This is a genomic window from Bacillus sp. ISL-75 (genome assembly GCF_018613095.1).
Genome location: NZ_JAGGQX010000089.1, coordinates 1 through 12,510 on the forward strand (window position 1 = coordinate 1; position 12,510 = coordinate 12,510).

12 protein-coding genes are annotated in these 12,510 nt (G+C 38.8%); 3 read left to right on the forward strand and 9 right to left on the reverse strand.

Annotated features, from left to right (window positions below; translation table 11 throughout):
* Positions 1-328: 328 nt before the first annotated feature.
* From pcaD to J7E63_RS28195, 9 genes are all read right to left on the reverse strand, one after another.
* Positions 329-1,105, reverse strand: coding sequence for a 3-oxoadipate enol-lactonase (pcaD, locus tag J7E63_RS28155; protein ID WP_215018513.1), 777 nt, complete (start codon positions 1,103-1,105; stop codon positions 329-331).
* A gap of 22 nt (positions 1,106-1,127) precedes the next feature.
* Entirely contained in the window at positions 1,128-1,880 is a 753-nt protein-coding gene (locus tag J7E63_RS28160) for a carboxymuconolactone decarboxylase family protein (protein WP_215018514.1), read from the reverse strand.
* Between the two features lie 183 nt (positions 1,881-2,063).
* The gene (locus tag J7E63_RS28165) at positions 2,064-3,263 is read right to left on the reverse strand and encodes a thiolase family protein (RefSeq protein ID WP_215018516.1); all 1,200 of its coding nucleotides are present in this window, start codon (positions 3,261-3,263) and stop codon (positions 2,064-2,066) included.
* Between the two features lie 4 nt (positions 3,264-3,267).
* Positions 3,268-3,927, reverse strand: coding sequence for a 3-oxoacid CoA-transferase subunit B (locus J7E63_RS28170; protein WP_215018518.1), 660 nt, complete (start codon positions 3,925-3,927; stop codon positions 3,268-3,270).
* Positions 3,924-4,607, reverse strand: a complete 684-nt coding sequence (locus J7E63_RS28175; protein WP_215018520.1) for a CoA transferase subunit A — start codon at positions 4,605-4,607, stop codon at positions 3,924-3,926. The genes J7E63_RS28170 and J7E63_RS28175 overlap by 4 nt, the downstream gene beginning before the upstream one ends.
* A gap of 227 nt (positions 4,608-4,834) precedes the next feature.
* On the reverse strand, positions 4,835-6,175 hold the full coding sequence (locus J7E63_RS28180) for a short-chain fatty acid transporter (RefSeq protein WP_215018522.1): 1,341 nt from the start codon (positions 6,173-6,175) through the stop codon (positions 4,835-4,837).
* A 301-nt stretch (positions 6,176-6,476) separates the two neighbouring features.
* The gene (locus tag J7E63_RS28185) at positions 6,477-6,821 is read right to left on the reverse strand and encodes a DUF3870 domain-containing protein (protein WP_251033823.1); all 345 of its coding nucleotides are present in this window, start codon (positions 6,819-6,821) and stop codon (positions 6,477-6,479) included.
* A 592-nt stretch (positions 6,822-7,413) separates the two neighbouring features.
* The gene (locus tag J7E63_RS28190; RefSeq protein WP_215018559.1) at positions 7,414-8,028 is read right to left on the reverse strand and encodes a LysR family transcriptional regulator substrate-binding protein; all 615 of its coding nucleotides are present in this window, start codon (positions 8,026-8,028) and stop codon (positions 7,414-7,416) included.
* 470 nt (positions 8,029-8,498) lie between these two features.
* Positions 8,499-9,701, reverse strand: a complete 1,203-nt coding sequence (locus J7E63_RS28195) for a macrolide family glycosyltransferase (protein WP_215018523.1) — start codon at positions 9,699-9,701, stop codon at positions 8,499-8,501.
* A 268-nt stretch (positions 9,702-9,969) separates the two neighbouring features.
* On the opposite strand from J7E63_RS28195, the gene J7E63_RS30420 reads away from it, so the two are divergent.
* The 3 genes from J7E63_RS30420 to J7E63_RS28210 all read left to right on the forward strand — a co-directional run bounded on the left by J7E63_RS30420 (position 9,970) and on the right by J7E63_RS28210 (position 12,465).
* A complete protein-coding gene (locus J7E63_RS30420; protein WP_215018526.1) occupies positions 9,970-10,554 on the forward strand; it encodes a DUF6241 domain-containing protein in 585 nt (194 codons plus the stop codon).
* A 155-nt stretch (positions 10,555-10,709) separates the two neighbouring features.
* Positions 10,710-11,417 (forward strand): SH3 domain-containing protein, encoded by a 708-nt coding sequence (locus J7E63_RS28205; protein ID WP_215018527.1) that lies wholly within the window; start codon positions 10,710-10,712, stop codon positions 11,415-11,417.
* 751 nt (positions 11,418-12,168) lie between these two features.
* Positions 12,169-12,465 (forward strand): WXG100 family type VII secretion target, encoded by a 297-nt coding sequence (locus tag J7E63_RS28210; protein ID WP_026565218.1) that lies wholly within the window; start codon positions 12,169-12,171, stop codon positions 12,463-12,465.
* Positions 12,466-12,510 lie beyond the last annotated feature (45 nt).

Sequence of the window (12,510 nt, forward strand, 5' to 3'; positions counted from 1 at the left end):
CCCCTGCACGCCCGCGGAAAGCAAAGTGCCTAGAGCGGAAATCAACAGGCCCATTAGCAGGTACAATGAATAATTAAATGCTGAGAATAAAAAATTGCCGAGAAAAATACTCTTTCTCGACAATCTGAGAAGGTACACTCTGTACCTTCTTTTTTTATGCATTCATCTTAGTAATGTTAAAGCTTTTAATTTTATCTACTCCATTATTTTTATAATACATATAATAATGAAAACTTTCATTTTCAAGTTGAGAAAAAGCCAATTAGCAGTGGTCCATCATCGCTAAAGTTATTATTCTTGACCTGCATGAAATGACATTGCACCGGTTTTATTTCAAAAACTCCACCAGTTCCGTTGTAAATTCCCCCGAAGCCTCAATGTTGGACAGGTGTGCTCCTTCTAGTTCGACGTAGCGCGCGCCCTGAATTTGCTCAGCAAGGTATTGTCCGTCAGATGGAGGCGTTGCTAAATCCCCGCTGCCGACAATTACCAATGTTGGTACGTTAATTTGTTTGACTGAATCCCGTTGATCCATATCACGGACTGCTGCACAGGCTTCAACATACCCCTCAGGTGAAGTCGACAAAAGAACCTTTCTCACCTGATCCAGCTCTTCAGACCCTTGCACCAGATATGGATCTCTGAACCAACGAGCCAAAACGCCCTCCGCAATTACTTCCATTCCTCCATTACGAGTAGCTGAAATTCTTGCATCCCAAATTTCACGAGGCCCGATGAAAGCTGCCGTATTGCAAAGCGCAAGTTTTCCAAGACGTTCAGGAACATTAAGTGCCAACCACATACCTGTCATGCCGCCCATGGAAACCCCAGCAAAGTGGGCACGTTCGACCCCTAAACCATCCAACAGGCCGATAACATCCTGTCCAAGTTGCTCAATTGTATAGGGACCTGTTGGCACACTCGATGCACCATGTCCACGAGTGTCATATCGTAACACGCGAAAATGCTGTGTTAGAGTTTCAATCTGGGGATTCCACATCGAAAGATCGGTGCCGAGTGAATTGGAAAGAACCAAAACCGGAAGATCTTCCCCGCCATCGAAACGGTAATGTAAGCGAACACCATTAACTTCTATAAAATTCATGCCAAACACCTCCTAATAATGTCTACTTTTCTATTGATAGATAGTCGCTACCTTCAAACCAAGCCGGAATACCTGCTGTCAGTAACGCTACAAGAGATACATCAGCAATTTCCGCTTCGGTTGCTCCATATTTTTTTGCACCCTGAACATGGAGTTCGATCCCTCTTGGATACATTTCTGAGACATTAATCCCAACAAGAACAAGTTCCTTTAGTTTACGAGAGACAACATTGTCTTTTAGAACTGTTCTTCTTAAATCTGTATATCTTTCTAAAACAGACGGGTTAAATTGATTTAAAACTTTAACCCAGTTAGGCAGCTCCCCACCCACTTCTTTTTCATAATAACTGTTATAGTCTGCCAAGGAGGCGAAAAAGGACTCTTCATCTCCAGGAGGTGCAGCATTGAATTCTTCTTTTCCAACATAAGAGACCGCGTATTCAATCGCTTTAACACCCGTAAACCAGGCAGGTATGCCTCTTGAGATTATACATGTGGCCAAAACATCGGCAACCTCCTCGATGGAGGCACCTGAATCGATAGCACCCTTTGTATGATAGATCATACTCCGTTCATATCTGCGGGCAGCGTTAATTCCGACCAGGATTAATTCTTTCTCCTTTTTAGAAAGAGCTCCGTCTACTAAAATTTCTCCCCTTAATTTTGTGTAATATTCAAGGGCCTTAGGTGCAAAATGATGCATCTTAGCTACCCAATCCGGAACCTGACCGTAAACACGCTCGAAAAATTCTAATCCATTAAAAGTTGTTGTCATGTTAACATCTCCTTAAGTTTTTTTATTTTTAGCATGAATGGTTATTCGACTAACACCAATTACGCGGATTTTAGAGATAATTCCGCAAGTTTTGGAATTAATTCCGTGGAATTCACAATTGAATGCCGTAAAGTTCACAATGGCTCCTACACAGGACCTTTCGAAGGCTTTAAAAAATGCCCTTTATTCCTCGACCGACCGGAATAATGTTGCAATCCCTTGCCCACCAGCAATACATAGGGTGCCTAGTCCCCACTTTGCTTTCCTCTTCCTCATGGCATGGATAAGTGACACACTAATTCGCGCACCGCTGTTTCCAATCGGATGTCCAAGAGCGATGGCTCCTCCGTTGACGTTGATTTTTTCCATTGGTAAGTCTAGCTCTTTAATCACCGCTAATGCCTGTGCTGAAAAGGCCTCATTTAATTCTACTAAATCTAGATCGTCTAGGCTGATATTTGCAATTTCTAGCGCTCTTTTTGTTGCCTCAACAGGACCAATACCCATCCTGTCCGGCTGTACACCAGATACTCCAAGTGCAACGACTTCCACCAAAGGCTGAAGTTGATATTTCTTTACTATTTCACCAGAAACCACCAACAGCATCGAGGCTCCATCATTTAACCCCGAAGAATTTCCTGCTGTAACCGTTCCACCCTTTTTAAATGCAGGTTGAAGAGCTGCCAGCTTTTCTAAACTCGTTTTTCTTGGGTGTTCGTCAACAGAGAAGACAACAGGCCCTCCTCTCTTTTGTAAAATAGAAACAGGTACAATTTCATCCTCGAAACTTCCATTTTCAATTGCATTAAAAGCTTTTACCTGGCTTCCATAGGCAAATGAATCTTGCTCCTCACGTGAAATGGAATAGTCTTCTGCTAGGTTCTCAGCCGTCATCCCCATCACGAGACGTCCGTATTTTTCCTCCGGCTGTGAGCCAGGCTGGCTTTCCTTATTCGGATCCAAGATTTCGCCGTTACCTGATAGTAAGCCGTACCGTCCATTTCGGATATAATAAGGGGCACAACTCATACTTTCTACCCCACCGGCAATATAAGTATGCCCAACTCCAGACCGAATGGCCATAAAAGCGTTATGAATCGCCTGCATCCCGGAGCCGCACTGACGGTGTACTGTATACCCTGGCAAGGATTCAGGTAACTCGGCCTTAAGCAAAGCCATTCGGGCGATATTAGACTGATCCTGACTTTGTTTTGCTTGACCAATAATCACTTCGTCAATCACTTCATTAGGAAGAAGATTCTTGAGCTTAAGATCTTCAAATAATGGAAGCAAAAGATCATCAGGCTGCACATCCTTCAATGCACCACCGATTTTTCCAACTGCTGTCCTCTGTGCACTCACAACAAATACTCGATTATCCATGATTCTATCCCCCTATCAATGTCATAGCAGATTCACAAATTTCAAAGGTTGCCTCTGTCTTATCCTTGACTTCATCCAAGCTGACACCCGGCATCAACTCTTTCAAAACTAATCGCCCACCTTCAATGGTAAATACAGCCAACTCAGTGATGATCACATCGACCTTCCGGAGTGATGTAATTGGGTAGGTACATTTTTCAACAATTTTCGGGTCCCCGTTTTTAGCGGTATGATTGGTCGTGACAATGACTTTTCCTGCTCCGCTTAAAAGGTCCATCGCTCCGCCGACACCCATAATGTTTTTTCCAGGAATCGCCCAGTTTGCAATCAAACCTTGCTCATCGACCTGTAGAGCCCCAAGAATGGCGACATTCACATGCCCTCCACGAATCATTGCGAACGACTCCCCACTATTGAAGTACGAGGCACCAATCTCCTCGGAAATCGGGAGTTTCCCCGCATTAACCAAGCTTGGATCAAAGTCTTCGTCACTCATTAATTCCTTTACCCCGAGCATTCCATTTTCGGTATGGAAAAAGACAGAACTTGAATCTACATATTTAGCAACAAGAGTTGGAATCCCGATCCCGAGGTTCACAATCGAGTTCGGCTGTAATTCGGCTGCAGCACGTTTGGCAATAAGCTCTTGACTCTCCCTGCTCATTTGGAAACCACTCCTTCTTTTCTTAAAATCATTTTGCTTTCGATGATGGCATCGACAAATAGGTGGGGCGTCACTATCTCTTCAGGAGACAATTCTCCAGCTTCGACAATCTCATCTACTTCCGCAATCACGTAATCAGCAGCTGTAACCATTAATGGATTAAAATTTCGTGCTGTTTTGTAATAGACTAGATTCCCAAGCGTATCTGCTTTCGCTGCTTTTACTAATGCAATATTGGCTTTTAGTGGTAGCTCGAGAACATAAAGCTCGCCATTCATCTCCCGTACTTCCTTACCTTTTGCGAGTTCAGTCCCGGCGCTTGTCTTCGTATAATAACCACCAATCCCTGCACCACCTGCACGAATCGATTCAGACATCGTACCTTGTGGCATTAACTGAATCTCCAATTTCCCTTGATTATAGCAATCTCCTACTTCTCGATTGCTAGTAAAATAAGAACCTATCGCTTTTTTAATTTTCCCTTGTCGCAATAAAATCCCAAGACCTTTTCCTGGTTCACCAAGATTATTGCTAATCACCGTTAACCCATCTACATCATGTCGAGTTAGTTCATCAATCAAGGTTAAGGGTGCCCCTACAAGGCCGAACCCTCCGACCATAACGGTATCGTTAGATTTAATTTTTTTAATGATTTCTTCTGCTTGCTTGACCTTTATCATCCTAATCACCCCTCAAATTGTTACCAAACAAAAAGCCCAGCCATCCCAAAAGAAAACGCACGAGCGCTCTTCTTTTGGAAAGGCTGGGCCATCTCATTTTATGAAAACGGGTTGAGCGTTTTCATCATGAAGATTTCAACTTTCCACCATCTAAATCAGCTTTTCTGACTAGATTTTCCATGTTTCTTCTATTATATCATACTATTTCTTTCAATTTTCATGTTCTTTTAGCCCAAGAATCCCCAAAGTAGAACCGCCGCGGAATAAATAATCCCAATCCAGAACATCATGACAACGGTATAGCCCATCACATCTTTTAACTTCAGACCTGATAATGCTAATGCTGGTAAAATCCAGAAAGGTTGTACTAAATCGTTCCATGCATTCCCAAGCATAACCGCCATTGATGTCTGGCTAATCGATGCACCTAATTCTTTCGCGGCGTCAATCATAAATGGCCCTTGAACCACCCAGTGTCCGCCAGCCGATGGTGCAAAGAAGTTAATAAAGAAAGAGCTGATTAATCCCCAGAATGGCAGTGTTTCTGCCGTTGAGAACTGAACAAACCAATGAGCAATTGTATCGACCAATCCAGATCCAGCCATGATTGCCATAATACCAGCATAGAATGGATATTGAAGGATAATGCCGGAGATCGTTTTAATCCCTTCATTCAAACTAGAAACATATTTAGCAGGAGTACCTAAAAGAATAATTCCAAGGAAGAGAATAATGAAGTTGATCATATTCAGATCTAACTTTCCTCCCTTATTAAAGAAGGCAATAACGTAAATAACACCAATCACACCAATAGCAAGAGAAAGTAAACGGCTATTATTTAGTTTGTTTGCAAATGTTCGTTCCTCAAATGCACTTGCCGCCGCCGCTGCTGCTACTTGTTCCTGCGCTTCAACAGCTGGATTAATTTCGATGATATTTTCTTTATTTTTCGGATGAAGCCATGCATTTAAAAGTGGAAGCGTAATGATAACGACTAGACTAGTTAGCAACATTGGTAAGGAAAAAATTGTTTTTGCTAAGGTGACTACTCCCATTGCACCTTCCAGCGGATGGCCTGCAGTCGAAATCAAAACAGGAATACTGGCTGAAAACCCTAGACCATACATGGTAAATCCGCTGTAACCAGCCGCGATAATAAGTGGATAATGAACCCCTTTAACCTTTAACGCTAATTTTTTGGCAATGATTCCGCCGATTACTAAACCAAATCCCCAGTTTAAGTAACTGCCGACTCCCCCAACAAGCGTCGCTACAATAATCGCCATTTTAGGAGTGTGAACGTGCGAGACTATTTTGTTTAAAAACCGGTTAATAATCGGGGCTGTTGCTAGTACATAACCCATTGCCAGGATAACGGCCATCTGGGTTGTAAACGTTAACAAATTCCAAAAACCAGAACCCCAGCTAGTTGTTGCGGCAATGAACCCCTGCCCTTGAACTACCATCGCCAGTATCATTGTCAAGATGGTTAAACCAATCGCAAATACAAACGGGTCAGGTAAATACTTTCTCATCAGATTCGTAAAAAAACCTGTAATTTTCTCCACGGTTATGCCCCCTTAATATTATGTTACTATTTTTTATCCCCTAAGTTAACGCTTACATTCCTGGTACTAATTTTAAGCAATTAAATCCTTTTGGAAGCACCTCCACACAATTAAGAATTTTTTAAAACAAAAAAACCTAGCCACCAAAAGGAATCAGAAAACAGAAAGGTTCTCTCATTGTCTCTTGGGAAAGCTAGGTATCCTTAATTCAAGTTGGAATTGGTAGATTCCGTCATTAAGAAGATGCTTTTCTTAATTAATTATTATAAAAAATATAATCCACTTCGCGAATAATGTCAAACTATTTTTTATTTTCTAATTGATTAATTTTTTCAAAATACCTTTTATAGGCTGCTTTTAAGGCAACAATGACTGAATTGGTCGATGGAGCAAAATAATGATCTTCAATCCTGTGAATAAGATCTTCAATGTCATTAGATAATTGATACCCGACAATCAGCCGTTTGATAAAATCCTTGGCTAAATCGGTTATAAAAGTAAACTCAACATTCACAATCGAATGCTTACTAGGATCAATCTCCAGAACAATCCCTGCATGTTTATAAACTTCAAACATAGCGCTCCCAGTCGGCGCCTTAGCATATGCAGTAACAAGTACAGTATTCATGTCATGTTGTTTATTCATGTCAGACCACCTAACTTCTAATATTATTTACTAACTTTTTTATCATAGATTCTTGGACCACCTAGGTAGAGATTTTTTACGACTATTCTCCTATATAATCCTTCACATATTATGATAAGAATATCTCATATAACAATTATATTTACAACCTTGTCATTAACATCATAGAAATTGGTTTAACCCAGAAAAATTATATTAGTTGATAAAAATGATCTATGAAACTATGTTATTTGATATGCTGGAAAGGAAGAAAATTACAATGTGAAAATATAAAAAGGTGGTTATAAGTATGTAAAATATTGGCGATATCAATTTCCAATTAATTAAGGTTTTAATTGGTGTATAGCCTATTTTAATTGAGAAGGGCTTTATACATTATTACATCTAAATTTGTCCTCTGGTGTCCTCCTATTTGTCCTCCGATGTTTGATATCACATTTTAAAATAAGTACATTTTCCGACCAAAATGTGAAGTAGTCATGTAAATAATTTATATCAATAGCAAAAACCACTTCCTATAAAAATTAGGAAGTGGTTTTTTTGTTGTTAAAATTCGCTTACCAGGACTTTTTAGATGACAGACACTTTGATGTTAATAATCCAGTAAATTGTGCTCACTTAACCATGAGTGGACACAATTAATAAATTTTTTTGTGGCAGGAGACATATTGGGTTTTGTAGCCATACCTATAAAACGAAAAGATTCATTTTCTAAATTAAGAATACGAACGTTATTAGGGATATGAGATAAAGTCATTTCAGGTCGTATGCTGATACCTAAATTATTTTGTACCATAGCAATGATCGTTTGGTCATCTGATACCTCGAATTTCACATTTGGTTTTATATTGTTTTCTCTAAAAATTTGTTTTATCTCATTGTCCCAACCTTCTTTGGGCATAATCAATGGTTCTTCTTGTATTTGTTTAAAGGAAATTTTATCTTGGGTATGAAGAGGGTGCTGATCTGATAGAATACAAAGCATCTTATCTTTTTTTAGTGGTAGAAATTCAAGTGATTTTGGTGTAGGTAAAGTAAGAAAACCACAGTCAATTACTCCGTTTGAAATCCATTGTTCTAAGGTAGAATAATCACCTTCAAATAATTTCACGACGATTCCTGAATGATCATCTTCAAACTGTTTTATAATATGGGGCAGCCATTGTGTAGCGACACTTGTAAATGTACCTATTCTCACTACACTCATTTCTAAACCGTTTATTGCTGCCGCCTCTTGCAAATGGTGAAATCACATACGAAGCTGTCGCAAAAGATCTTGGCTATAATTTTGTCTCGCCAGAAAAGGTTTTTGAAAAGGAACTTGAGATTGTTTAAGAAAGGTTAATAAATCAAAAATTTTATTTGAATAATAGTAAATAAAAATCATCATGTAGTGTTGATGAAAGACGCGTAAAAATAAAAAGTCAATTTTTTCTAGAGTAAAGACTACTTCCTAAAAACTAGGAGGTAGTCTTTTTGTTAGGAAGCTCTGGATATGTCTATAATTATCGTTTCTAGTACGTTCCAGTTGCTTGAAACCTACCTTCACCCTTCACGTAAATATTAAAGAATTCCAATTCATCTTCCACATCTTGTGAAATATCCGGATGATAAAAAAAGGAATTGCCGTAACCACTAAAAAAAGCCACCAATAATGGCAGCAGAGAAATTTTATATTTAGATATCATATTGACTTTTAAATTCAAAAATCTCATCAACAGCTTGGTGATATCCACCCGATTTTTGAAAGGATTCCCTTATATTTGAAACAGCTTTATGGAAAGATGGGTTGTTTAACACATGTTCTGCGGCTTCACGTAGTTGATTTGCAGTCAAGACTTTCATTTGTAATTTAATACCGGCTCCGATATTGGCAACTTGCCCGGCAATGATCGGTTGATCCGCGCTTTGTGGGATTACAATGAGCGGAACCCCGTAATAGAGACCTTCATGGGTACTATTCATTCCACCATGTGTAATAAATAATTTAGTGTATTTTAACACTTCTGTTTGTGGAACATATTTTTTTACAATGAAGTTTTGGGGAATCTCTCCTAAATCGATTAGTGGGGTTTGTTTCCCGATCGACATGACAACCGTGTGATTGCTATTTCCAAATGCTTCAAAACAAAGCTTATAAAAATCAATGGCTTGGTTAAAGACAGTACCTAGTGAAATATAAATTGGTCTTTTTCCCTTGATTGCTGTAAGGTCAAAGTTTTCTTGAATGAATCGTGTAGAGATGGATGGACCTATAAATTTGTAAGTTTGGTCGAATACTTCTCCAAAAGGTTGAAACTCCCTAGTTGTATAAATGATTGTAAGTGGGGCTGGATTACAAAAAACTTCGTAAGGAGAATGAATCTCGACATCATATTTTTCCGCACACCTTGCCGTCAGGCTTTGATATTCATCGTTTATTTCTTTAACCACTTCTGTAGGAATGTTTTTAGAAAGCTGTTCCAACATTTGATCGAATGATTCCTTTGTCTGCGCAAAGGAAGTACAAGAATTGATTGCCGGAAGTTTAAGGATTTGGGCAAGTATACGTCCACAACCAAACATGGAGTCATGGATGATGTAATCAAAATGTTCTCCCTCAATCTGTTCAAGCACGCTAGGTATGACAATATCTGCCGTAAGTAAAAGACCGTTAATTCTTTCAAGTAAATAATTTCTTCCACCCGAGATAAAGGCTTTTAAAAATTTTTGATCGTCCAATGTTCGTACAATTGCTCCCGTTTTCTCAATTTGCTCTCGAAAAGCTTCTATTGTAAAGTACACTACCTCTTCGCCGCGCGAAATAAGCTCTTGCACAACTCCAATAGTTGGATTGATATGTCCTTCTGATCCGGCATTAATAAATAAAACACGTGCCATTTCTACCACTCCTTTGGTAATTCTAAATATGTGTGTAAGAGTAAGGGTCACTGTCCCGTACCCTTCCCAACTCAAATAATGGAATTAAATTTATCATAGTACAATACTTGAAAATCTCAAACTTCTAATCACCCCTAGAGCCATTCCTTCTTCATACAGATAGGTAAGGGTTTGAAGTTATTGCTCCCTTTTCCCCTGAAGATGTTCGCCAAGCTTATTCGGTAATTGAGACTTTTTAAAAGGTATTAAAGGGAACTAGAGGGGAAATGTGGAATTATTAATTTTAAAGTGTATTTTGGAGGGCTGGGGCGATGTCCTAGACCTTCTCAATAGAGGAGCAGGAGAAAATATGAAAAAAATACATAAAAAAATATGGATTCCAGTAGTACTCGCGGGGGTATTAATTGGGGGTTATTTATATCTTGATAAGGAAAATGTCACTGTTAGGGTAGGAACTACACCTAGTGGCGAAAAAGTGGTCCAAGTAAATGAACAAAATAATAAGGTTGATCGTGAATTTCCGTTTAGCATGAGTGAAAACTCTGTTCAGCAAGCCATACATAATATGTCACATCAAAAGGTATTGGCGAAAAAAAAATGGGGTGCGTTGCCATTAACGCCTGAACGGGTTAAAAGATTATTACAAGTGGTGGAAGCAAATAAGAAAAAATATGGAAATGCTGATTTATATTTAAATATATTAAGATCTTGGGATAAAGGCAATTTTGATCATGTGGTTATTAACCACAATGCCATTTGGTCGCTGCAGGGTGGCACGGTTGGAAAGGCTAATGGCATAGCCTCACCTGAAGAGGAAATGGAATTTATACAGGAGAATTTCGATGTTGAGTAGAAAGAAGTGTTCATTTGGAGCGCTTTTAATTTGATGTTTTCGTGATAGCATCAAAAAAGGGCTGATCTGTTCTTATTTTTGTTTCGTATCGCTGGGCGATATATCTTGCAAATGAATCAATAAACCTTCATATTTAATAGAAAAGGAGGTTCGATATGCGACGTGATATACAATCGAATGAACGAGCTTTCTCATCCAAGGAAGTGGCAGAAGAAGTTGGGATTGCAACACCAACTGTTCGAAAGTATGGCCAAATCTTAGAACGGAATGGATATGAGTTTTTAAAAGATAGCGATCGGCGTATCTTTGTTCAATCTGATATCGGAGCGCTTATAGCGCTACGCGATACGGATAAGCCCCTAGACGATACAGCTAAAGACCTTGCGTATCAACAAAAGGAAAGATTAGTAGATTTCAATGAAACGGAAATTGCGATACCCGATACATATGAAAATTTACCCCAAGACCCTAATCAATTAAAAGAGATTTTAAAGGTTTTGGTCAATGAACTTGCCGCCACGCGTGAAATGAATGTCCAACTGACAAACGATATGTCTCAGCTTAAACTAACGGTTTCCCGACTCCAGCAAGATCACCATGTTATAAGTTCCAGTATTGCTAATTCAGCGCAAAAAACTCATGCGAAAATTGAAAAATTAACGGAACAACAAAATAACCATTACGAAACTTTGCTGCAGCAAGAAATACAAAAAAGTGAATTTTTACAAAAAGAAATACAAAATATGCGGGACGAACTGGAAAAAGAATGGCGTTCACAAAATGATTTTAATAAACGGTTAGAAGAAGCGATACAAAAACCTAAAGAAAAATGGGAGAGGCTTTTCTCCATATTCCGAAAATAAAGTGCCTGTTTAGGCTTTTTTTTGCTTACCTGTATCGTATCGCCCGGCGATATAACAAATTAAATATGAGTTTTTAATAGAGGTTGTTGGTGTATCGTTCTTCAAACCGACATTAATGCGCTTATAGCGGTAGGCGATACGGGCATTCCTCCAAATTTCAACAAATTCCCGGGAAATATCTACAAATTCTGAGTATATAGCGACAAAATGCCACTATTTTCTTCTATAAAAAACCACTTCCTAATAAAATTTAGGTAGATCAACTAAAAGTAAGAATGCAAATTTATAAAAATGAAAAATATTTCTACTCTTTGAAAGAGGCTTCTCGTAATGGTATTTATGAGAAGCCTCTTTTTTCATTTCTTTGTATCAACATAGCTACTTATCACATCGTCTTGTCAAGTAAAGTTTGTGTATTTGGAACTGTGCAAGGAACCCGTTCTAACTCGAAAAACAGGTAAATAGTGCTATGATTTTTAATATTTCCTTATATATAGTCTAAAAACCAACCCTTTGTCTTACTAAGAAAGAATCATATCCCCCTTATCCTCCGGCTAAAAATTCCCAGTTTCAATGTAAATTAGAAGGAAAGTACTAGACGAAATACCACCCTTTTACAGAGACGTTTGAATGTTCCAAGATCCTATGTTAAATAAATAGATAGGAATTTACTTCCAACGTAGTGTTATTGTCTGGAATTAGTGATTAATTAATTCCACGGCAAACTATAGGCAGAGGAGATGGAGAACAAGTGGCTGGACAAATTCGTATGACCCCAGCGGAGTTAAAAGCTAAAGCGACTCGCTATGGGCAAAGTTCACAACAAATTGAGCAAATTTTAAGGGACTTAACTAATTTACAAAACGAACTTCGTGGAGAATGGGAAGGCCGTGCCTTCCAAAGATTTGACGATCAGTTTAACCAGTTGAAGCCAAAAGTACAAAATTTTGCTCAATTAATGCAGGAAATTAACACACAATTGAACAAGACGGCAGATGCAGTTGCTCAACAAGATGAGCAATTATCGCAGAATTTTGGGCTTAATTAATTCATTTGCCTGACAAATAAAAGATGAGCATTAGATAAGTGGAAT